Raw genomic sequence first — 22,035 nt, 5'->3', positions numbered from 1 at the left:
ATGTATGGACGCGCCGGAAATCTAACGGAAAAAGTTTATGGAAAACGTTCTCATAGTCATTCACCTGATCGTCGTTATCGCATTGGTAATCGTCGTATTGCTTCAGCGTTCTGAAGGCGGTGGTCTGGGCATTGGCGGCGGCGGTGGCGGCGGCATGATGAGCGCGCGCGGAAAAGCCGATACGCTTACCCGCACAACAGCGATACTTGGCGCGGCGTTTTTCTTCACCTCTGTGGCGCTGGGCGTTGTGGGCCGTTACGGCTCAAACCCGACAGATATTCTTGACCGCATTGGTAACACACCGGTTGAAACACAGCAGGGCGTGCCAACAGAAGGCGGCGTTCTTGATCAGCTTGGCGGGGAACAGTCCGCGCCCGCAGGCGGTACCGCGGTACCGACCGAGTAAACCAGACAAAATACGTCTCTAAAATTGCCGGTTTTCCACCGGCAATTTTTTTGAGATGTGATTTTTTCTTTGCCAAACAACACAAACCATTTTAAGCGTAAATTCCCATGGCACGATATGTTTTTATTACTGGTGGCGTGGTTTCTTCCCTTGGAAAAGGTATTGCAGCTGCAGCTTTGGGCGCACTCTTGCAAGCGCGCGGTTATTCCGTTCGTCTGAAGAAACTTGATCCCTATCTGAATGTCGACCCGGGCACGATGTCGCCGTATCAACACGGCGAAGTGTTTGTTACTGACGATGGCGCTGAGACTGACCTTGATCTGGGCCATTACGAGCGTTTCACTGGTCGCTCCGCCAACCAGAAAGATAATATCACGACAGGCCGTATCTATCAGGATATCATTACCAAGGAACGGCGCGGCGACTATCTTGGCGCCACAGTTCAGGTCATTCCGCATGTGACCAATGAAATCAAAGACTTCGTGCTCGAAGGCAATGACGGCTACGACTTTGTCCTGTGTGAAGTTGGCGGCACAGCCGGTGATATTGAGGCAATGCCGTTCATGGAAGCCATCCGCCAGCTCGGCAATGATTTACCGCGCGGCAACGCTGTCTATGTGCATTTGACGCTTATGCCATGGATTGCAGCGGCAGGCGAGTTGAAAACCAAGCCGACACAGCACTCTGTAAAAGAATTGCGTTCAATCGGTATCGCGCCCGACGTTTTGCTCGTGCGTGCCGACCGCGAAATCCCGCAATCCGAACGGCGTAAACTATCATTGTTCTGTAATGTGCGTGAATCAGCCGTTATTCAGGCACTCGACGTAAAGTCGATCTATGATGTGCCAAAAGCCTATCATGAAGAGGGGCTTGATCAGGAAGTTCTGTCCGCTTTTGGCATTGAACCTGCGCCTCAACCACGCATGGCTGTATGGAACGATATTTCCGACCGTATCCACAACCCTGATGCGGAAGTCACGATTGCCATTGTCGGTAAATATACAGGCCTGAAAGACGCCTATAAATCACTAATGGAAGCGTTGACGCATGGCGGCATCGCGAATCGCGCACGCGTAAAACTCGAATGGATCGAATCAGAAGTATTCGAATCAGAAGATCCGTCACCACATCTCGAGCACGTACATGGTATTCTTGTACCGGGCGGCTTTGGTGAACGCGGTGCAGAAGGTAAAATCAAAGCCGCACAGTTTGCCCGCGAGCACAAAGTGCCTTATTTCGGCATTTGCTACGGCATGCAAATGGCCGTACTGGAAGCTGCACGTAATCTGGCAGGTATAGAAGACGCGCGCTCCAGTGAATTTGATACTAATGAAAACGGCACCAATGTTGTCGGCATCATGACCGAATGGCTTAAAGGCAACCGGCTTGAAAAGCGTGAAGCGGCTGGTGATCTTGGCGGCACGATGCGCCTTGGTGCTTATCCGCATCCTTTGAAAGAAGGCAGCCACATAGCTGAAATATATGGTAAAAATGATGTCAGCGAACGTCACCGCCATCGATATGAGGTTAATCTGGACTATAAAGATCAGCTGGAAGAGGCGGGTCTGGTCTTCTCAGGCATGTCTCCTGACGGACTGCTGCCGGAAACTGTTGAGTATCCGCAAGATGTTCACCCGTGGTTTATTGGCGTTCAGTATCATCCTGAGCTGAAATCGCGGCCATTTGAACCGCATCCGCTTTTCTCCAGTTTTATTGAAGCTGCACTGAAACAAAGCAGGCTCGTATAAACAGCCATAGTTTTCGATGTAAATTTAGCCATCGCAGTTGTTTTTGCGGCTAAAAACAGTGGATCATCAACGTAAGTCGCATAGATTTTATTTTGGAAATGCGGTTTTCTCTATTCAAGGCTACGAATCTAGCCTGCTGTAACTCGGGAGGGGTTGCAGCCGGAACATAGGGAGGAACTATATGTCCAATTTCCAATTTACACGTCGTGGGTTGATCAAAGCAGCGGCTGCGACAGGCGCTGGCTTGGCTATGCCAACGATTATTTCACCTGCTTTTGCTCAAAATCAGGCAGGTTACACAAACGCGCCAGCCGGCGGCACAGTAACGCTCGGCTTTAACGTACCGCAATCAGGCCCATATGCCGATGAGGGTGCTGACGAACTGCGCGCCTACGAACTGGCCGTTGAACACCTGAACGGTGGCGGCGATGGCGGCATGATGAACACATTCTCATCAAAAGCTCTCAAAGGTAACGGTATTCTTGGCAAGAAAGTAGAATTCGTAACCGGCGATACGCAGACAAAATCTGATGCGGCACGCGCTTCTGCCAAATCTATGATTGAAAAAGACGGTGCCATCATGATCACCGGTGGTTCGTCGTCAGGTGTTGCGGTTGCCGTTCAGGCATTGTGTCAGGATGCAGGCGTTATCTTTATGGCCGGTTTGACGCACTCAAACGACACGACTGGTAAAGACAAGCGCGCCAATGGTTTCCGTCACTTCTTCAACTCATACATGTCCGGTGCAGCGCTCGCGCCTGTGCTTGAAAAAATGTATGGCAGTGACCGTAAAGCCTATCACCTAACTGCCGACTATAACTGGGGTTATACAACAGAAGAGGCTATCAAGTCTTCTACAGAGGCGATCGGCTGGGAAACAGTCAACACTGTTAAAACACCGCTTACGCAGACAGACTTCTCCTCTTACATCGCACCAGTTCTACAGTCCGGTGCTGACGTGCTGGTTCTGAACCACTATGGCGGCAACATGGTGAACTCACTCACCAATGCGGTTCAGTTTGGTCTGCGTGAAAAGCAGGTTAACGGCAAGAACTTTGAAATCGTCGTTCCGCTCTATTCTCGCCTGATGGCGAAAGGTGCCGGCGCTAACGTTAAAGGTATCTTCGGTTCTACAAACTGGCACTGGTCACTGACAGACGAAGGCTCAAAAGCTTTCGTTAAATCATTCGGTGAAAAATACGGCTTCCCGCCATCACAGGCAGCCCACACAGTATATTGTCAGACATTGCTTTATGCTGATGCTGCCGAGCGTGCCGGTACATTTAACCCGTGCGGCATTGTTGAAGCGCTTGAAGGCTATGAGTTCGACGGCTTGGGCAATGGTAAAACTCTATACCGTGCCGAAGACCACCAGTGCTTTAAAGACGTTCTCGTTGTGAAGGGTAAAGAAAACCCGACATCAGAGTTCGACTTGCTGGAAGTTGTTGAAGTCACACCTGTAGACCAAGTGACATATGCTCCGGATCACCCACAATTTGCCGGCGGCAATTTGGGTCAGTGTAACCCGGGCGCATAATCAGCCTTGATGAGTGCCGCGCTGATATTTGGCGCGGCACGACCATAATAAACAAAAATTCAATTTCGCTTCCCGTTCGGAAGCGTCAGCTATGCGTTGGACAGACTCATGGACGCAATCATTCTACAAATACTCAACGGTCTTGATAAGGGCAGTGCCTATGCGTTGATAGCGCTCGGACTGACACTGATTTTCGGAACATTGGGCGTTGTCAATTTTGCACATGGTGCATTGTTTATGCTCGGTGCCTTTTGCGCAGTGACCTTATCCAGACTGCTGACCCTCAGCCATACAGTCATTGATGAAACCAAAACCGATTTTCTGGGCAATCCGCTTAAGGTGGATATGCCTTATGTCAATGATATTTTCGGGCCTGAAATCGGCAGTACGATCATAGACTGGTCGGTGCCCTTATCTATTTTATTTGCCATTCCTGTGATGATTCTAATCGGTGTGATCATGGAGCGCGGGCTTATAAAGCATTTTTACAAGCGGCCGCATGCCGACCAAATTCTTGTGACATTCGGCTTGGCGATCGTCTTGCAGGAAATCGTGAAATACTATTTCGGTGCAAACCCGATTCCAACGCCGGCGCCTGATGTTTTCCGCGGATCTTTTGATTTCGGTGCCGCTGTCGGCATGGATCCGAATGTGATCATCTACCCGTATTGGCGTTTGATTTATTTCGCATTCGCGACAGTAATCATTGGTGCTGTCTTTGCATTCCTGCGCTTTACCACATTCGGTATGGTTGTACGTGCCGGAATGGCAGACCGCGAAACGGTTGGCCTGTTAGGCATTAACATCGACAAACGCTTTACGATTATGTTCGGCATTGCTGCGGCAGTCGCCGGTGTTGCCGGTGTGATGTACACCCCGATCAATTCACCGAATTACCATATGGGCATGGACTTCCTTGTCTTAAGCTTCGTGGTTGTTGTGGTGGGCGGCATGGGCTCATTGCCGGGCGCGGTGCTTGCCGGTTTCGTTTTGGGTATTCTGGAAAGTCTTGCCTCTATGTCAGCGGTTATCGACCTTATTCCAGGTATCAATCAGGTCATCATTTATATGGTCGCCATTCTCATTCTATTGACACGTCCGCGCGGCCTCATGGGTCGTAAGGGCGTCATGGAGGAATAACAATGTTAGGGCTTAGAAAAAGCGATGCAACGCTTCTGCTCTTTGTGGTTGCAATAACCATTCTAGCGCCGTTCATTTTGAACCCGTTTCCAACCAATTCTGCAATGGCGCAATTCAATGGCGGTTATCCTGACCTGATGCAACGCTTTGTTATATTTGGAATTTTCGCTATCGGCTTCAATATTCTTTTCGGACTAACCGGATATCTCAGCTTTGGCCATGCGGCGTTTCTAGGTGTGGGCAGTTATGCTGCCATATGGATGATGAAGCTGCTGACGATGAATGTCATTCCTGCAATTATCATCTCTGTTATTGTTGCCGGACTGTTTTCGCTGGTAGTGGGCTACATTTCCCTGCGGCGTTCCGGCATTTACTTTTCCATTTTAACACTGGCATTCGCACAAATGTCTTACTCTTTGGCATACTCCGTGCTTACGCCTATCACAGGCGGTGAAACCGGATTGCAGCCGAAAAACACCGATCCGCGCATTTTGGACACTTTGTTTGGCGGCGGCGGTGCGGGTGGCCGTGCGAATTTTTTCGGACTGGACATGCGCGACAGCTATTTCTGGTCGGTTGGTGATTGGAGCTTTGTTTTTAACACCGGATATTATGTGGCCGCCATATTGATGATCGCCGCGTTCTACCTTTCCATCCGGATTTTCCGCTCACCTTTCGGACTGATGCTGCGTGCCGTTAAGTCTAACCAGCAGCGCATGAACTATACCGGCCTTAATTCACGGCCCTATACGCTGGCAGCATTCGTAATCTCAGGCATGTATGCCGGTCTTGCAGGCGGACTGCTTGTGGCGATGGACACACAAGTTGGTGCGGAACGCATGTTCTGGACCGCATCCGGTGAAGTCGTCCTCATGGCCATTTTGGGCGGTGCAGGCACATTGATCGGGCCGGTTCTTGGCGCAGGCTTCATTAAATACTTCGAAAACATTGTCTCAAAGATCAATGAGAGCATTCTACAAGGCTGGTTTGCGGCGCTGCCGGACGGTTTGTCAGATTTCATGGTGGCAGTCATCTATCCGTTTATCGGTAAAGGCTGGCATTTGACGCTGGGACTTTTGTTCATGCTCGTTGTGATCTTTTTACCTGGTGGACTTGTCGAAGGTGGACAGCGCATTGCCGCACTGTTCCGTCGCAAGCCAAAAGACAATGATGGCGGCATGTCCGCGCAAGCAACGCCAGCCGAGTAGGGGGATAAAATGGGTATTCTCGAAGTTAAAAACGTCAACAAGCGTTTTGGTGGCCTACAGGCTTTGGGCGATGTTAATCTGGACATTCAGGAAAACACCGTTCACGCGATTATCGGGCCCAATGGCGCGGGCAAATCAACACTGCTTAATTGCCTGATCGGAAAGCTGGAACCGGACACCGGATCGGTGACATTTGACGGACAGCCGGTTCTTGGAAGAAAGCCGCATGAAATCAATCAGATGGGCATTAGCCGTGTGTTCCAGACACCGGAGATATTTAACGATCTGACGGTTATGGAAAATGTTCTGATCCCGTGTTTTGCAAAACGCGATGGCGCGTTTCGAATGCACGCAGTCGGTTCCGTGGCTTCTGAATCAGATGTCATGGAAACCGCTGAGAAAATGCTTTCGGATGTGAACATGCTTGCCAAAAAGGATGTTCATTCGGGTGCATTATCGCGTGGAGACAAACGCCGCCTGGAAATGGCTATGTGCCTTGTTCAGGAGCCAAAACTCTTGCTGCTTGACGAGCCGACCGCAGGCATGGCGCGTGCCGATACAAACAACACAATCGAGCTTCTAAAAGAAATTAAAGCCAGTCGCGACATAACTATGGTAATTATCGAGCATGATATGCACGTGGTTTTCTCGCTCGCGCAGCGCATTACAGTTCTCGCACAGGGAACGCCGCTGGTTGAGGATACGCCTGAAAAAATTAAAGGCCATCCGAAAGTGAAAGAAGCATATCTGGGTGAAGCAGCCGCTTAAAACCGGACGCACTCAATTTGACAATAAGGTTATAGGTAATGAACGCGATGCCGGAATTTGATAAAAACGCCAACCATGCTGCTACGGCGCCAGCCTATCTGTCTGTTCACGAGCTGCATGCCTATTACGGCGAAAGTTACATTGTTCAGGGCGTGAGCTTCAATGTTCATGAAGGGGAAATCGTTGCGCTTTTAGGGCGTAACGGCGCGGGCAAGACCTCCACGCTCAGAGCAATTGCAAGACTTGATTCACCCGAAGCGCGGCGGGGCGAAATCTGGCTTGATCACAAGCCCTTGCATCAAATGAAAAGCCATCAGGCTTCTGTGGCCGGTATCGGTCTGGTGCCGGAAGACCGGCGCATTATTCCGGGCCTAACGGTCGAGGAAAATTTGCAGCTGGCGCAGATTGTCGAACCTGTCGGCTGGTCTATCGACCGTCTCTACGACCTTTTCCCGCGTCTGGGGGAACGCCGCAAGCAGGAAGGTGTGACGCTTTCCGGCGGTGAACAGCAAATGCTGGCGATTGCACGCGCGCTGGCGCGCGACATCAAAGTCTTATTGCTGGACGAGCCATATGAAGGTCTGGCACCCGTTATCGTGCAGGAAATCGAGAAAACGCTCAATGTTATCCGTGATCAAGGCATGACAACGATACTTGTTGAGCAAAATGCCGTCGCTGCGCTTAAACTCGCTGACCGCGCTCTTATTCTGGATACAGGCACGCTTGTCTATGACGGATCAGCCAAAGAAGTGCTCGAAAACGAGCAGCTTCGGAATGAGTATCTGGCGATTTAGAGGATTACTTTAAAAATCTAATTTACATGACGTAGATTGAAAAACGACCGATGGTCGAACCTACATCGTATGATCGCATTATAACAGGCCTTAAAAATGAAGTGCAGATTTATCTGCGCTTTGTAATCAAAGCTTATTGTTTGAAAATGTACACTAGGTATTCTCATACTTTTTAATGCGACACCTAATAAAGAAATCTATAATTTCATCCACAGGCAACGACAACAGCAACAGCATACATATGTATGTTTTTATTTGAGCTATTACCAAAAAACCTATAAAGTTGAGATTACCCCGATCTGCGGAAACAGATCGGGGTTGCGGGTATAGCGCCAGTGGAGCGACAGCGCGTCAAAGTTAATGCTGTCGCCCACACTCTTAAAATAGCTCATGTATTATGTTGATTGCTAGCGATCGATTGAGCAAATAGCAAAAAGACTACATATGGGCAGATTATCCCCCTAATTCACAGGTTGGGGATATTATTTGATGTGAAACGGTTGCTTCTAAATAAGAATCATTGGGTCAAGACGGAGACATATAGGACGCTTAAAACTGCGGCTAAAAAAGATAAATAGCGCATCGAATTAGTCCGACTTGACCTGCAAAATTTGCTTTACCGTTACTTAGAATATAGAGATTTTGGTAGATTTTCGTCCAAATAAGCTACAAGCGGTCTATCTTTGCGTTCAGCTGCTCGAACTGCGTTTGCAAATGTTATAAGTGTATCCATCATCAAGCGGATACTTATATAATGTTCACCAGCAATATTTTCTTCGCTCATTTTGTCTCGAATCAAGACTTCATGGTCTAAAATATCATCGATTCCACGTACCACCCCCGCAGCAATGTAGGAAGCTATAGCTACTTTTTTTGATTCTACAGTGGCGTCTGACATGGCGTATCTCCCGAATTAAAAGATGGAAATTCTAGTTCTAAATAAGTCCTCTAAACTGCAAATATAATGTGACAAGAAAATCGGTAAAAATACTAATTTTAACGTCTTGAGGAACCACGCTCCAAAATTAAAAATAGAGCGTAGCAAAATCTAAAAATTCATCGGAGTGAAATTTTGGTGAGCGCGCAGGGATTCGAACCCTGGACCTACTGATTAAAAGTCAGTTGCTCTACCAACTGAGCTACGCGCTCCCAAAGGGAAACCAATTTTGAAGGGATAAATCAGAATATATCCTTCTGGTCGGCGCGAGGTATAGGGATACATTCTCGCGCGGTCAACCGCGTTTTTGCGTTGCTTTGTAGAAAAATTCAGTATTTTGCTATCCCCGCGAAATGGTGATTGGCTTGTGATCGTTTTAAAGCCTATTTGTGCCGCTAAATTGCACCGGGTGCGCGGTTTGACCACCTTGTAAACACGCTGGATAAGCCGCTTAACCATCAAAACACAGAATCACACGGATCAACGGCATGGCACTGGATATTTCTTACGCAACGGCACTGGGCGCGGGCGCTCTGTCTTTCCTGTCGCCCTGCGTTTTGCCGCTGGTGCCGCCTTATCTGTGCTACATGGCAGGTGTAACGGTCGATGAATTTCGCGGCGATACTGCTGAAAAGAAAACAGGCGCGGTCAGAGGCGCGCTGATAATAGCTTCGCTTGCCTTCGTTTTGGGTTTCACCACCGTATTTGTGGCGCTCGGCGCGGGAGCCAGCACGATCGGCGGGTTTTTGCGTGCCTATCAGCAGGAATTGGCAATCGCCGCCGGTATCGTCATCATTATTATGGGCTTGAACTTTCTGGGCGTGTTCCGCCTGTCGTTCTTATCGCGCGAGGCGCGCTTTCAGGCTCAAGGCAAACCGGCAAGCCCGTTCATGTCTTATATCATGGGACTTGCCTTCGCATTTGGCTGGACTCCATGCATTGGACCCGTTCTAGGGCCGATACTCACACTGGCAGGCGCAAAAGACAGTGTTGCAGATGGCGCAATATTGCTGGCCGTTTATTCTGCGGGTCTTGGCATACCGTTTCTTGTTGCGGCGCTGTTCTCAGGCGCTTTCATGCGGTTCCTGAGCCGCTTCCGCAGTAAAATGGGGCTGGTTGAAAAGACAATGGGCGTATTGCTGGTCATTGCAGGTGTGCTGTTCCTGACCGGCGGTATGCAAAGCATGGCTTTTTGGTTACTCGAAAACTTTCCGGCGCTCGGACAGCTTGGTTAAACCGTCTGGCGCTTGAATTTCTCCAACACAGATTTTGGGAATGTAGCCACTGTCACGCCAACCATAACGCATATGATGCCGATAATATGAAATGGCTGCAGCTCCTCACCAAGAAAGAGAACGGCCATTAACACGCCATAAGGCGTCATCAGATACATGAACAAACCGGCGATAGAAGCACCAAGCCTGCGTACTCCATATTGATAGGCTGAAAATGCTATCAGCGAAGAAATAAGGATAATCCCCGCAACGGCGCTCCACGCCGAGGGTGAATGCGGCAGGTCCGCCCCCGTATAAAAAGCGTAGGCGGCAACCGGCAGGTTGATCAATGCGCCGAAGATCGCAATGATCCCGAACAATGTTACGCTCGAAAGCGCGCTGAGACGGCTTGAGCGGTAAAGAATGGAATATCCGGCCCAAGATAAAGCCGCCAAAGCAATCAACAAATCGCCGGGGTTGAACGCAAATTGGGCAATTGTATCCAAGCTTCCCTTGGCAACGATAATCACTACACCGACAAATGCGACGATGATTCCCAATCCCTCACGCGGTTTTGAACGGCGCGCTGCAAACATCCGCTCCAATAGGATAATGAGAATCGGGGCAGTGGAATAAATCAGCGTTGCATTGGTCGCCGTGGTTGATTTCAGGCCGAGATAAACACCGCTGCCGGAAATCCCCATGCCCAAAAAACTCAAAAACAAAAAGAACGGCCATTGGCTGCGCATCAACTGCATCATTTGCGCACCGCCGTTTTTCACAGCAAATGGCAACAGGATGATTGCGACACACGCCCAGCGTATAAAAGCCAGAATAAAGGGATCTGTTTCCGGCGCGACATAGCGCCCGAAGATCAGATTTGTCGAGAAAAACGCCGGTGAGGCAATCATAACCAGAACCGGCAACCAATTTGGGGAAGACTGTGTGCTCATCCTAGCGAAATCTCACGCCACGCGATATTCTTCAAGCGCATATCTTGCGCTATGTGTTCTCTCGTGAAATCAAGGCGCGAACATAATTGACGGTTGAAATTGACTGTCCAAAACGGGAGCCGTCCCTATGACGCGAACATGCCTCACCATTATTCTTGCCGCAGGCAAAGGCACTCGCATGAAATCTGATCTGCCCAAAGTGCTTCATCCGGTTGGCGGCCTGCCAATGGTCATGCACGCAATCAATGCCGCCAAAACAGCAGGTACCGACAAATTGGCAATTGTAACGGGTCATGGCTCCGAATTGCTTGATGACGCACTAAAAGCAAATGGCATCGATGCGCAGACATGTATCCAGAAAGAACAATTGGGAACGGCCAATGCCGTAGATGCAGCACGTAGCGTCATCAATGAAGGCTTTGATGATGTCATTGTCATGTTCGGCGACACACCCTTGGTCAGACCTGAAACACTTATCGAAGCGCGCGCCAAGCTTGAAGCCGGCGTCGATGTTGTCGTGATTGGTTTTGAAACAGAAAATCCGTTCGGCTATGGCCGCTTGGTCGTTAAAGACGGACAACTCACCGCTATTGTCGAGGAAAAAGAAGCCAATGAGGAAGAACGTGCCATAACGTTCTGCAATGGCGGTTTGATGGCTTTTAACGGCCGCACACTGGGCGGTTTACTCGACAAAATCGACAATAATAATGCCAAAGGCGAGTTTTACCTGACCGATGCCGTGGCCGTAGCCAACACGCAAGGCTTGCAGGTCGAAGCCATGGTCGCCTCCGAAGAAGATGTGCTTGGCGTGAACAATCGCGCGGAACTAGCCAATGTTGAGCAAATTTGGCAGCAGCGTGTTCGTGAGAAACATCTTTTGGACGGCGTTACCATGACAGCGCCGCACACGGTTTTCTTCCATCACGATACCAAAATTGAGGCAGGCGTTATTATTGAGCCGAATGTATTTTTCGGCCCCAATGTCAGTGTCGAAAAGGGCGCAAAAATCAGGGCTTTCAGCCATCTTGAGGGGGCAAGTGTTGGTGCTAATGCCGAAGTCGGGCCATTTGCCCGTTTGCGTCCGGGCGCAAATTTGAGCGAAAAATCAAAAGTCGGCAATTTTTGCGAAGTGAAAAATGCAGACATCGCACAAGGAGCAAAGGTCAATCATTTGACCTATATCGGCGATGCTTCCATTGGCGCGGGTGCCAATATCGGTGCAGGCACAATCACCTGCAATTATGACGGCATGAACAAGTTCAAAACGACGATTGGCGAGGGGGCTTTCATTGGCTCCAATTCGTCCCTCGTTGCGCCTGTTACAATCAACGACAATGCCTATATCGCTTCCGGTTCGGTGATCACCAATGATGTGCCCAAAGATGCCGTGGGCTTTGGCCGTGCACGTCAGGAAACCAAGCCGGGCCTGGCGGTGAAATTACGCGCACGGATTAAGGCAATCAAAGAAGCCTCAAAGAAGGTCTAGCCGGCCTGTAAAAGGCGGATCGCGCTATCGCGCTCAAACAGATAGAGCAGGGTGCGAAGTGCTTGGCCACGTTCTGTTTCCAGTTTCGGATCATTATGGATAATCAGCCGCGCATCATCACGCGCGATTTCCAGCAGATGGCCGTGCGCTTCCATGCGTGCCAGGCGAAAACCGGCCATGCCGGATTGCCGCGTTCCCAAGACTTCGCCTTCGCCGCGAAGCCGCAAATCCTCTTCGGCAATACGAAACCCGTCTTCGGTTTGGCGCATGACATCCAGTCTGGCGCGTGAGGTTTCGCCAAGCGGGTCCTTATAAAGCAGCAAACAACTGGATTCCCTGTCGCCACGCCCAACACGGCCGCGCAGCTGATGCAGCTGTGAAAGCCCGAAACGTTCGGCATGTTCAATAACAATGATCGTGGCATCAGGCACATCCACGCCGACTTCAATCACTGTTGTCGCAACCAGTATGCGTGTTTCACCGGACTTGAAAGCGGCCATTGCAGCATCTTTTTCAGCGCCTTTCATTTGCCCGTGGACAAGTCCGACATCAGTGCCAAAACGGCTGGCGAGATCCTTGTGGCGTTGCTCAACCGATGTGAGCTCCAGATCGTCATTTTCTTCCACAAGAGGGCAAATCCAGTAAATTTTCTGCTCTTCCTTGATGGCATTACCCATACGGGCGATGATTTCTTCGATGCGCCCAAGGGGCAGGGCAACCGTCTTGATCGGCTTGCGGCCAACCGGCTTTTCATCAAGCCGCGACACATCCATGTCGCCATAATGGGTAAGCACCAATGTGCGCGGTATCGGAGTTGCTGTCATCACCAGCATGTCCGTGGCCTGACCTTTTGAAGCCAGAAGCAGACGCTGATGCACGCCGAAACGATGCTGCTCGTCGACAACGGCAAGCCCCAAATCTTTGAATACAACGCCTTCTTGAAAGATCGCATGTGTTCCAATGAGAATATCAATATCGCCAGCCGCCAATGCTGCCAGCATATCGCGGCGCACGGCACCTTTTTCCCGGCCAGTAAGCAGATCAACGCGCAAACCTGCGCTTTGTGCAATCGGCTTAATAGTAGCGAAATGCTGGCGTGCAAGCACTTCGGTTGGTGCCATTAACGCGCCTTGCGCGCCCGCTTCGACAGCCGTGCTAAGCGCGCAGAGGGCGACAATCGTCTTGCCGCTGCCGACATCACCTTGCAGCAAGCGCAGCATACGCTCATTAGACGCCATATCCTTTTGAATTTCATTGATTGAACGTGTCTGGGCACCGGTCAACGGATAGTGGAATGCGTCCAATATGCGGTCTTTGATGACGCCGGTACCGACCAGTTTTCTGCCGGTACTGCGCTTCATCGTTTTACGGACCAAAGCCAAGGCAAGCTGTCCGGCCAGCAATTCATCATATGCCAAACGCTGGCGCGGCAAAGTATCGAGCGAAAGATCAGCTTCACTGTCGGGGTTATGCAAATGTTCGACAGCATCTTTGAACGCTGGAAACTGCTCGCGCACCAAAAGATTTTGATCGATCCATTCGGGCAAATCAGGCACCCGCGCCACCGCCTGCAATACCGCTTTGCGTAATATTTTAGATGAAAGACCTGCCGTAAGGCTATAAATTGGTTCAACTAATGGCAATTCATGAGATTTGCTTTCAAGCACCATATAATCCGGATGAACCATTGATGCGCGTCCGTTGAACCACTCAACACGCCCTGAAACGATGACCTTTTCACCGACCGGCAACGCTCTTTCCAGCCAGTTATTTTTCGCGCGAAAAAAAGTAAGGCTGATCTCGCCGGTCGCGTCATGCCCGAATACCCGATAAGGCACTCGTGGCTGGCCGCGCGGTGTCGGCTGGTGACGGTCGATATGAAGCTCAAGCGTAACAATACCAGCGCCCGCAAACGCCACACCCGGACGCGAACGGCGATCGATCAAAGAGTAAGGCAAATGAAACGCCAAAGCGCTGACGCGGGGCACGGTTAAATCGCCGCTGTTACCCAGCAAATTACCCAAAAGCACCGCGACTTTCGCGCCTATGCCTTCAAGCGTTGTAACGGGTGCAAACAGTGGATCGAGAATGGAAGGGCGCATGGCGTATCTTTGTTTCGAAATTGCTGACAGATCAAGGCTGACAAACCATAAGTGTACGGTTATACCGCCCAGTCTAAGCAAAGATTGAAAAAAGCATATCAATGCGGATTAAAGGCAAAGCATGACCGAATCAATATCACTTGATGCACGGCGAAAACGCGCGCGATTTCGCTCTTGGCACCGCGGCATGAAAGAGATGGATATGATTTTGGGCGGCTATGCCGATGCGCATATTCACGATATGGCAGAATCGGATCTGACGCTCTTTGAGGATTTAATGGAGAACCTCGACCGCGACCTTTTCAAGTGGTTTACAGGCGAGGGGCCGGTACCGGCTAAATTCGACACACCACTGTTTCGCAATATTTGTACTTTTCATAAAATAGATCTGACATGAGCGATAAATCCATTCTTTTTGATCTTCCCCACATCCCCGAAGATGCGGGTGACGTCACGCTCGCCAATGCTGTTGATGGAACAGAAGCGCTTTTTGCGGCGCGCTATGCGAAATCGCTGAAATCGCCCGTATATTACGTTGCGCGTGATGGCACACATATGGCTGAACTGGCGCAGATCATTGAATTTGAAGCACCGGATATTAAAACGATCACGTTTCCAGCGTGGGATTGCCTGCCTTATGACCGGGTTTCACCAAGCGCGGAAATCTCCGCACAGCGCATGATGGCGCTGGCGGCAATTGGCGATCTGAAAGAAATACCGGAAGCGGCTGTTATTATCACCTCGGCCAATGCTGTCTTGCAGCGCATACCCAAGCTTGACCTTGTCACACAGCAAATGTTTTCCGCCAAGCCCGGCTCTGTGATTGCTATGGATGAAATCACGCGCAAGCTTTCAGGTAATGGCTTTGAGCGTGTCAGTACCGTGCGCGAAGTTGGAGAATTTGCAATACGCGGCGGCATTCTTGATCTTTTTGCGCCCGGCAGCGATGCGCCCGTGCGGCTGGACTTTTTTGGTGACACGCTGGAGACAATTCGCTCGTTCGATCCGGCAACACAGCGCACGATCACACAGCTAAAATCATTCTCCCTCCAGCCGATGAGCGAAGTCACCCTTAACGCACAGACGATTGCGCGGTTTCGCTCCGGCTATCTGGAAACATTTGGCGCGACACAGCGCGGTGACGCACTTTATGAGGCCATTACCTCACAAAGCCGCTTTGCCGGCATGGAACACTGGTTACCGCTGTTTTATGAAGAGTTGGATGAGCCGTTACTCATTTTAGAAGGCGCACCCATTATCTTTGAGCATTTGGCCAAGGACTCCATTGCTGAGCGGCGCGCGCAAATCGAAGATCATTATGATTCGCGCAGAACATCGCTTGAAAATGCGAAAAATGGGCAGGGTACACCCTATAAACCGCTCGCCCCTGATCTGCTTTACATCGGCAAAAGTGAATTTGAAGCCAGCCTTACCGCGCGCACCCGCATCAACATAACGCCATTTGATGAACCGGAAAGTGACACGCGGTCAATTGTATCACTGGCATCGAAAACAGGCCGCAACTTCTCTGCAGAACGTGCAACACCCAATCTGAACGTCTTTGAAATTGCCGCACGATATATCGCAGACCGCCGCGCGGACAATAAGCGCACATTGCTGACCGGCTGGTCGGAAGGGTCGCTCGGTCGCCTGCGCCAGATTTTGGAGGAGCATGGTCTGGGCGGTTTTCAACCCGTTGAGCAAAGTGCGGATATTGCAAAGGTACCCAATGGCGTGACGGCCATTGCCGTACTGAATATCGAGCACGGCTTTGAAACGCCAAGCACGGTTGTACTGGCCGAACAGGATATTCTGGGCGACCGGCTGGTGCGCAGACGACGCAAGAAACGGGCTTCTGATTTTATCTCCGAAGTTGCCTCGCTTAATGTCGATGATCTCGTTGTGCATGTCGACCACGGCATTGGCCGCTTTGCGGGCCTTAAAACCATTGATGTAACCGGCGCACCGCATGACTGTCTGGAAATTCGCTATCACGGCGATGACAGGCTGTTTTTACCCGTTGAAAATATTGAGCTATTATCGCGTTATGGCTCTGACAGCGCTGAAGCGCAGCTTGACCGTCTTGGCGGCGGCGCGTGGCAATCGCGAAAAGCCAAGCTTAAAAAACAACTACTTGAAATGGCAGGCGATCTTATTGCCATTGCTGCCGAGCGCCAGATGCGTGACGCGCCGATATTGCGCTCACCTGAAGGCCTTTATGACGAATTCGCAGCGCGCTTTCCGTATGATGAAACAGAAGATCAGCAAAATGCCATTGATGCGGTTATTGATGATCTAAGCGCTGGCAAGCCAATGGATCGCCTTGTGTGCGGCGATGTGGGCTTCGGCAAAACAGAAGTTGCGCAGCGCGCGGCATTCCTCGGCGCGATGAACGGCGTTCAGGTCGCGGTGGTAGTGCCGACGACGCTGCTTGCCCGCCAGCACTACAAAGCAATCTCCGAGCGTTTCGCGGGCCTGCCGATCAATGTTGCACACGCATCGCGCTTAGCAGGCTCCAAAGCTTTATCAGATGCCAAAAAAGGCATTGCCGATGGAACCGTCGATATTGTGGTTGGAACCCACGCACTATTGGCAAAAAGCATCAGTTTTAAAAATCTTGGCGTTCTTATCATTGATGAAGAACAACGCTTTGGCGTGAAGCACAAAGAACGTCTTAAAGAGCTGAAATCCGATATTCATGTGCTTACGCTATCAGCAACGCCGATACCGCGCACCATGCAGCTTGCGCTAACCGGTGTACGTGAACTGTCGCTGATTACAACTGCTCCCGTCGACCGGTTGGCTGTGCGAACCTTCGTGTCGCCGTTTGATTCCCTGATTATCCGTGAAACATTATTGCGCGAAAAATACCGCGGCGGGCAAAGCTTCTATGTCTGTCCGCGTGTGTCAGATATTGCTGATGTCAAAGCATTTCTCGACAGCGATGTGCCGGAATTAAAGGTTGCTATTGCCCATGGACAAATGGCTTCAGGCGAATTGGAAGATGTCATGAACGCGTTTTATGACGGCTCTTATGATGTGCTTTTGGCGACAACTATTGTCGAATCGGGGCTGGATATTCCATCAGCAAACACGCTGATCGTTCACCGTGCTGATATGTTTGGTTTGGCTCAATTGTATCAGCTTCGCGGCCGTGTCGGTCGTTCCAAATTGCGCGCCCATGCGCTGTTTACATTGCCGGTCAATAAAACACTGACGAAAAACGCCGAGCGCCGCCTCAAAGTTCTGCAATCACTCGATACGCTTGGCGCAGGCTTTCAATTGGCGAGCCACGATCTGGATATTCGCGGTGCGGGCAATCTGCTTGGCGATGAACAATCCGGCCATATCAAGGAAGTCGGTTTTGAACTATACCAGCAAATGCTGGAAGAGGCTGTTGCCGAACTTAAAGGCGATAACAGCGCTCAAACATCTGAATGGTCGCCGCAAATTACAATCGGCACACCTGTCATGATACCAGAAAGCTATGTAGCCGATCTTTCACTTCGACTGTCGCTATACAGACGCCTTGGTGACTTTGAAGAATTGCAGGAAATTGATGCATTTGGCGCGGAAATGGTTGACCGCTTTGGTCCGCTCCCAAGTGAAGTCGAGCATCTGCTCAAAATTGTCTATATCAAAGCGCTCTGCCGCAAGGCCAATGTCGAGAAAATTGACGCCGGTCCGAAAGGAGCGGTTGTTTCCTTCCGTGACAAGACTTTTGCTGATCCGGCAGGGCTTGTAAAATGGATTGGCGAGCAGGGTACTTTGGCCCGTATACGGCCTGATCAATCCATCGTCTTTGCACGTGATTGGCCAAGTGCGGAAAAGCGTCTCAAAGGCTCGGCGGTTATTATCAATAAGCTGGCCAAAATTGCCGAAGCTTCCAAAAACTAACCACATAAAAAAAGCCGCCGGAAAATCCAGCGGCTTTATTCTTTGAGTAAGATAGAACGGGTTTATTGAGCGGTCTTCGCCTTTTCCTGTTCTTCTTTAAGCTTCTTCTGAAATTCTTCACGACGTTTTTGAATTTCGGCCTGAAGCTCTTCCTGACGGTCCTGAAGTTCAGACTGTTTGAGTGGTTCACCGTCAAATGCAGCAGTAAAGCCTTCAAGAGTTACCTTGATCGGGTTTGGCTGATTTTGGAAATTGACTGTTGTCAAAGTCAGTTCACCGCCACGCTTCAATGATGACACCAGCTCCGGTGTCAGCGGCGCTTCAGCAACACAGCGATCCGGCAAGCAGATCGAATAGTTAATCTTTTTAGCTGAGCCGCCATCGATCTGCATGCCAACACCGGCAGGAATAACACGGCCTGTTGGTACTGCTACCTGAAAGAGGGCGCGGTTTGTTTTGCCGCTGATCTGGATCAGGTTCACTGCTGTCAAAAGCTGGCCTGTATTGGCCTGACGGATGTTTTGCACATTACAGATGTTGTTTTCACCCTGCTGCGTACAAACTTTAAACCAACCTTGCGGTTGCTGTTGACCGGCGGCTTGCTGTGCAGACGCAGGCGTAAAAATGGAAGTAGCTGCGAGGGCAGCAAAACCGAAAACTGTTTTATTCATAAGTGAACGCATAAGCGAGCTTGTCCTTTTAGATACTTCAAATTCTATTTGCCGACGCTCTGGGCTTGAAATAAGGCCGCAAAATGTCAATTGGCATGCGCACTAGCATAAATAAAGGCGGGATTGCCAGCCCCACAAGCTGACTTGAGAGAATTTATCAGTTTGATTGGACGGCAGCGTTGCGCATGGTAGTGTGACGACTCATTAATATCTGCCTTGGGAGAGACGTATTGCTTACGAAATTTCAAAGCTGCCTGGCGGCTGGCACCTTGTTGCTGGTTACAACAACATTGGTATCGGCGGAGCCAAAACACGGCATCGCGATGCATGGCGAGCCACAATTGCCTGCCGATTACACGCATTTTCAATATGTTAATCCCGATGCGCCGAAAGGCGGATCAATGGCCTATGGCGTCGTCGGCACATTCGACAGCCTCAACCCATTCGTTTTGAAAAGTATGCGTACAACCGCACGGGGAATATGGGATCCCGAGTTTGGCAATCTCGTTTATGAATCGCTCCTGCAACGAAATCGCGATGAGCCGTTTACAATGTACGGCTTACTGGCTGAAAAGGTTGAAACCGACGACGAACGTACCTGGATTGAATTTACGCTGAATAGCGATGCCAAATGGTCGGATGGCGTTGCCGTCACACCGGAAGATGTCATCTTCACCTATGAGCTTCTCACGGAAAAAGGCCGTCCGCCTTATAATGGCAGAATGGCGCGCATTGAAAAAATCGAGAAAACCGGCGACCGTAAAGTCAAATTCACATTCAATGATAAATCCAACCGTGAATATCCGTTGATTATTGGCCTGACACCCGTATTGCCAAAACACGCAATTGATCCTGAAACCTTTGATCAGTCTACGCTAGAAGCGCCGGTCGGCAGCGGCCCGTATTTGGTCGAAGATGTAAATCCGGGCACCAGCATTACATATAAGCGCAATCCGGATTATTGGGGAAAAGATTTCCCGTCGAAAGTCGGTTTTGATAATTATGACGAAATAAAAATCGAATATTTCCGCGATGCAACGGCTCAATTCGAAGCATTCAAAAAAGGTGTTTTCGATATTTATCCTGAAAGCGATCCGGGCAAGTGGGAAAATTCATATGATTTTCCTGCTGTAACAGAAGGAGAAGTGGTCAAATCCACATTCACCTCCGGCGAGCCTGAACGCATGATCGGATTTTTCTTCAATACGCGCCGTGACGTTTTCAAGGACCGTAAGGTGCGCGAAGCGCTTGCCATGTTGTTTGACTTTGAATGGGTCAATAAGAATCTGTTTAATGATCGTTTCACACGTACCGGTTCCTATTGGCAAAATTCTGAAGAGCTTTCGGCGCTTGGAAAGCCTGCGACTGATAAGGAAAAAGAGCTGCTTGCGCCTTATATGGACGACGTTCTTCCCGAAGTTATGGATGGAACTTATGCACCTGCCAAAACGGACGGGTCGGGACGGGACCGCAAAGTACTGCGTGATGCCGTTAAAAAACTGGGCGAAGCCGGATATAAAATTGACGGCGGCAAAATGATGAAAGATGGCAAGCAATTGTCATTTGAAGTGCTCATCGGCGGCGTTATCGGCGCATCACAAAGCGAAATAGAGCGCATGGTACTTGCCTATAAGCGCACTGCTGAGGCAATCGGCGTTGACATCGGAATCCGCGCTGTCGATGACGCACAATTTCAAAAACGCCGGCAAACATGGGACTACGACATGGTTGCCGGTAGTTTATCGGCATCTTTATCTCCGGGCGCAGAACAAATCTGGCGCTGGGGTTCAGAATCGGTCGAGCCGGAAGGAACATTTAATTATTCCGGCGGTTCATCTGAAGCCATTGATGCTATGATTGATGCCTTGGTGAATGCGCGCGACCGCGAGGATTTTGCCGCAGCAGTTCGCGCTTATGACCGTCTTCTCATCTCAGGTCATTATATCGTACCGCTTTATCACTTAAGTGAAAAACGCGTGGCCCATAGAGCACGAATAAAACAGCCCGATTACAGCCCTCTATATGGTTATCAGCTACCAACATGGTGGATCGAAGAATGAGTACAGCCGAAAAGAAAGTAAAACTGGACATCGTCTCCGACGTCATGTGCCCGTGGTGCTTTGTCGGGAAAAGGCGCTTGGAAAAAGCGCTCAAAAACATCGATCAGGAAATTGATGTTGAGATAAAATGGTTACCATTCCAGCTTGACGCCACTTTGCCGCCCGAAGGCAAGGACCGTCAGCTTTATCTGTCTGAAAAGTTCGGCGGGAAAGAAAATGCTGAAAAATTCTACCAGACGATCAAGCAGGCTGGCGACGATGAAGGTATCGATTTCGATTTTGACGCGATTGAGGTCTCACCCAATACGATGGACGCCCACCGGCTGATTGCGTGGGCAGGGCAACAGGGAGACGAACAGCAGGATCGTATCGTCGAGTTGCTGTTTAAAGCCTATTTTCAGGACGGCAAAAACATCGGCGATCATGCTGTGCTGGCCAAAATCGCTGCGGAGGGCGGAATGGATGCACAACAGGTTTCAGGCAGGTTGAAATCTGACGACGGTCTGATTGAAACGCGGCAAGCTGTTGACCACGCGCACCAGATCGGTGTGAATGGCGTACCGTGCTTCATTTTTGATGGAAAATATGGCGTATCAGGCGCGCAGGCTCCTGAAACCTTGGCAATGGCCATTGGCAAGATTGCAAACGGTGAGGGGCTATAAAAGCCCTCTACCTAGATTAATGCCCGAAATTGTCACGCGTTGTGTAACTGCGGTTTTCCGAATTCCAGTCAAATATCTCTTCAACCTGCGGGTGCCGAACCGGTTTGCCTGAATCATCCAGCAAAAGATTTTGCTCTGATACATAGGCAACATATTCCGTATCATCGTTCTCGGCGAGCAAATGATAGTAAGGCTGCTCTTTTGCAGGACGTACATCTTCGGGAATGGCTTCGTACCATTCGTCAGTATTATCGAATTCCGGATCAATATCGAACACAACGCCGCGGAACGGAAACAGTCTGTGCTTGACGACTTGTCCGATACCGAAACGTGTTTCAACAATTTTTGTACTTCTTTTCTGCATATAGATTAAATGACGCGTTCAATAGGGCATTTCAAGGGCTTGACCATCAAAGTGTGGGCGTTTTAAGCCTTTATCATGCTAATTTGCC

18 protein-coding genes, 1 tRNA gene and 1 pseudogene are annotated in these 22,035 nt (G+C 50.0%); 14 read left to right on the top strand and 6 right to left on the bottom strand.

Annotation, left to right across the window (positions count from 1 at the left end):
* Positions 1-37 precede the first annotated feature (37 nt).
* The 8 genes and pseudogenes from secG (at position 38) to SU32_RS09105 (ending at position 7,601) form a co-directional block, all read left to right on the top strand.
* The gene (gene secG / locus SU32_RS09135; RefSeq protein WP_053999041.1) at positions 38-406 is read left to right on the top strand and encodes a preprotein translocase subunit SecG; all 369 of its coding nucleotides are present in this window, start codon (positions 38-40) and stop codon (positions 404-406) included.
* Positions 407-513: 107 nt separating this feature from the next.
* Positions 514-2,154, top strand: a complete 1,641-nt coding sequence (locus SU32_RS09130) for a CTP synthase (RefSeq protein WP_053999040.1) — start codon at positions 514-516, stop codon at positions 2,152-2,154.
* A 181-nt stretch (positions 2,155-2,335) separates the two neighbouring features.
* Positions 2,336-3,691 (top strand): substrate-binding protein, encoded by a 1,356-nt coding sequence (locus tag SU32_RS09125; protein WP_053999039.1) that lies wholly within the window; start codon positions 2,336-2,338, stop codon positions 3,689-3,691.
* 108 nt (positions 3,692-3,799) lie between these two features.
* The gene (locus tag SU32_RS09120; RefSeq protein ID WP_053999038.1) at positions 3,800-4,831 is read left to right on the top strand and encodes a branched-chain amino acid ABC transporter permease; all 1,032 of its coding nucleotides are present in this window, start codon (positions 3,800-3,802) and stop codon (positions 4,829-4,831) included.
* A 2-nt stretch (positions 4,832-4,833) separates the two neighbouring features.
* Positions 4,834-6,039 carry a branched-chain amino acid ABC transporter permease gene (locus SU32_RS09115; protein WP_053999037.1) on the top strand — a complete coding sequence of 402 codons (1,206 nt, stop codon included), beginning with the start codon at positions 4,834-4,836 and terminating at the stop codon, positions 6,037-6,039.
* Between the two features lie 9 nt (positions 6,040-6,048).
* Positions 6,049-6,567 (top strand): annotated as a pseudogene (locus SU32_RS09110) (ABC transporter ATP-binding protein); the annotation flags it as partial.
* Between the two features lie 15 nt (positions 6,568-6,582).
* Positions 6,583-6,807: an ABC transporter ATP-binding protein C-terminal domain-containing protein gene (locus tag SU32_RS17650; RefSeq protein WP_425394267.1), complete on the top strand. Its 225-nt coding sequence runs from the start codon at positions 6,583-6,585 to the stop codon at positions 6,805-6,807.
* Positions 6,808-6,845: 38 nt separating this feature from the next.
* Positions 6,846-7,601, top strand: coding sequence for an ABC transporter ATP-binding protein (locus SU32_RS09105; protein ID WP_053999035.1), 756 nt, complete (start codon positions 6,846-6,848; stop codon positions 7,599-7,601).
* A gap of 622 nt (positions 7,602-8,223) precedes the next feature.
* Here the strand turns inward: SU32_RS09105 and SU32_RS09100 are convergent.
* On the bottom strand, positions 8,224-8,499 hold the full coding sequence (locus SU32_RS09100) for a hypothetical protein (RefSeq protein WP_053999034.1): 276 nt from the start codon (positions 8,497-8,499) through the stop codon (positions 8,224-8,226).
* A gap of 175 nt (positions 8,500-8,674) precedes the next feature.
* Positions 8,675-8,750, bottom strand: a tRNA-Lys gene (locus SU32_RS09095).
* A gap of 276 nt (positions 8,751-9,026) precedes the next feature.
* Between SU32_RS09095 and SU32_RS09090 the strand changes: the two genes are divergently transcribed.
* Positions 9,027-9,773 carry a cytochrome c biogenesis CcdA family protein gene (locus tag SU32_RS09090; protein ID WP_053999033.1) on the top strand — a complete coding sequence of 249 codons (747 nt, stop codon included), beginning with the start codon at positions 9,027-9,029 and terminating at the stop codon, positions 9,771-9,773.
* On the opposite strand, the gene SU32_RS09085 is transcribed toward SU32_RS09090, so the two are convergent.
* Positions 9,770-10,705, bottom strand: a complete 936-nt coding sequence (locus tag SU32_RS09085; RefSeq protein ID WP_053999032.1) for a DMT family transporter — start codon at positions 10,703-10,705, stop codon at positions 9,770-9,772. The genes SU32_RS09090 and SU32_RS09085 overlap by 4 nt on opposite strands.
* 127 nt (positions 10,706-10,832) lie before the next feature.
* On the opposite strand from SU32_RS09085, the gene glmU reads away from it, so the two are divergent.
* Positions 10,833-12,191, top strand: a complete 1,359-nt coding sequence (gene glmU / locus SU32_RS09080; RefSeq protein WP_053999031.1) for a bifunctional UDP-N-acetylglucosamine diphosphorylase/glucosamine-1-phosphate N-acetyltransferase GlmU — start codon at positions 10,833-10,835, stop codon at positions 12,189-12,191.
* Here glmU and recG read toward each other — a convergent pair.
* Positions 12,188-14,293 carry an ATP-dependent DNA helicase RecG gene (gene recG / locus SU32_RS09075; protein WP_053999030.1) on the bottom strand — a complete coding sequence of 702 codons (2,106 nt, stop codon included), beginning with the start codon at positions 14,291-14,293 and terminating at the stop codon, positions 12,188-12,190. The two genes, glmU and recG, sit on opposite strands and share 4 nt — an antisense overlap.
* Before the next feature lie 121 nt (positions 14,294-14,414).
* Between recG and SU32_RS09070 the strand changes: the two genes are divergently transcribed.
* Both SU32_RS09070 and mfd read left to right on the top strand, forming a co-directional pair.
* On the top strand, positions 14,415-14,690 hold the full coding sequence (locus SU32_RS09070) for an FAD assembly factor SdhE (protein ID WP_053999029.1): 276 nt from the start codon (positions 14,415-14,417) through the stop codon (positions 14,688-14,690).
* Positions 14,687-18,190 (top strand): transcription-repair coupling factor, encoded by a 3,504-nt coding sequence (gene mfd / locus SU32_RS09065; protein WP_053999028.1) that lies wholly within the window; start codon positions 14,687-14,689, stop codon positions 18,188-18,190. Before SU32_RS09070 ends, mfd begins: the two co-directional genes overlap by 4 nt.
* 62 nt (positions 18,191-18,252) lie before the next feature.
* Here the strand turns inward: mfd and SU32_RS09060 are convergent, their stop codons facing one another.
* The gene (locus SU32_RS09060; protein ID WP_053999079.1) at positions 18,253-18,861 is read right to left on the bottom strand and encodes an invasion associated locus B family protein; all 609 of its coding nucleotides are present in this window, start codon (positions 18,859-18,861) and stop codon (positions 18,253-18,255) included.
* A gap of 254 nt (positions 18,862-19,115) precedes the next feature.
* Between SU32_RS09060 and SU32_RS09055 the strand changes: the two genes are divergently transcribed.
* Both SU32_RS09055 and SU32_RS09050 read left to right on the top strand, forming a co-directional pair.
* Positions 19,116-20,921, top strand: coding sequence for an extracellular solute-binding protein (locus SU32_RS09055; protein ID WP_053999078.1), 1,806 nt, complete (start codon positions 19,116-19,118; stop codon positions 20,919-20,921).
* Positions 20,918-21,583 (top strand): DsbA family oxidoreductase, encoded by a 666-nt coding sequence (locus tag SU32_RS09050; RefSeq protein ID WP_053999027.1) that lies wholly within the window; start codon positions 20,918-20,920, stop codon positions 21,581-21,583. The genes SU32_RS09055 and SU32_RS09050 overlap by 4 nt, the downstream gene beginning before the upstream one ends.
* Before the next feature lie 16 nt (positions 21,584-21,599).
* Here the strand turns inward: SU32_RS09050 and hspQ are convergent, their stop codons facing one another.
* Complete coding sequence (gene hspQ / locus SU32_RS09045; protein ID WP_053999026.1) at positions 21,600-21,947, bottom strand: heat shock protein HspQ; 348 nt, start codon at positions 21,945-21,947, stop codon at positions 21,600-21,602.
* Between the last annotated feature and the right edge of the window lie 88 nt (positions 21,948-22,035).

The sequence above is a fragment of the Ahrensia marina genome (genome assembly GCF_001293565.1).
GTDB classification, from domain to species: Bacteria; Pseudomonadota; Alphaproteobacteria; order Rhizobiales; family Rhizobiaceae; genus Ahrensia; species Ahrensia marina.
Note: the sequence above shows the minus strand (reverse complement) of the source record. Positions and strands in the feature narration are given on the sequence as shown.

Coding starts and splice junctions, on each gene's coding strand:
- glmU (WP_053999031.1), top strand. CDS start 10,833: ATGACGCGAACATGCCTCACCATTATTCTTGCCGCAGGCAAAGGCACT.
- hspQ (WP_053999026.1), bottom strand. CDS start 21,947: ATGCAGAAAAGAAGTACAAAAATTGTTGAAACACGTTTCGGTATCGGA.
- SU32_RS09125 (WP_053999039.1), top strand. CDS start 2,336: ATGTCCAATTTCCAATTTACACGTCGTGGGTTGATCAAAGCAGCGGCT.
- SU32_RS09070 (WP_053999029.1), top strand. CDS start 14,415: ATGACCGAATCAATATCACTTGATGCACGGCGAAAACGCGCGCGATTT.
- secG (WP_053999041.1), top strand. CDS start 38: ATGGAAAACGTTCTCATAGTCATTCACCTGATCGTCGTTATCGCATTG.
- SU32_RS09085 (WP_053999032.1), bottom strand. CDS start 10,705: ATGAGCACACAGTCTTCCCCAAATTGGTTGCCGGTTCTGGTTATGATT.
- SU32_RS09060 (WP_053999079.1), bottom strand. CDS start 18,861: ATGAATAAAACAGTTTTCGGTTTTGCTGCCCTCGCAGCTACTTCCATT.
- SU32_RS09115 (WP_053999037.1), top strand. CDS start 4,834: ATGTTAGGGCTTAGAAAAAGCGATGCAACGCTTCTGCTCTTTGTGGTT.
- SU32_RS09105 (WP_053999035.1), top strand. CDS start 6,846: ATGAACGCGATGCCGGAATTTGATAAAAACGCCAACCATGCTGCTACG.
- SU32_RS09050 (WP_053999027.1), top strand. CDS start 20,918: ATGAGTACAGCCGAAAAGAAAGTAAAACTGGACATCGTCTCCGACGTC.
- SU32_RS17650 (WP_425394267.1), top strand. CDS start 6,583: ATGGCGCGTGCCGATACAAACAACACAATCGAGCTTCTAAAAGAAATT.
- SU32_RS09090 (WP_053999033.1), top strand. CDS start 9,027: ATGGCACTGGATATTTCTTACGCAACGGCACTGGGCGCGGGCGCTCTG.
- mfd (WP_053999028.1), top strand. CDS start 14,687: ATGAGCGATAAATCCATTCTTTTTGATCTTCCCCACATCCCCGAAGAT.
- SU32_RS09130 (WP_053999040.1), top strand. CDS start 514: ATGGCACGATATGTTTTTATTACTGGTGGCGTGGTTTCTTCCCTTGGA.
- SU32_RS09100 (WP_053999034.1), bottom strand. CDS start 8,499: ATGTCAGACGCCACTGTAGAATCAAAAAAAGTAGCTATAGCTTCCTAC.
- recG (WP_053999030.1), bottom strand. CDS start 14,293: ATGCGCCCTTCCATTCTCGATCCACTGTTTGCACCCGTTACAACGCTT.
- SU32_RS09120 (WP_053999038.1), top strand. CDS start 3,800: ATGGACGCAATCATTCTACAAATACTCAACGGTCTTGATAAGGGCAGT.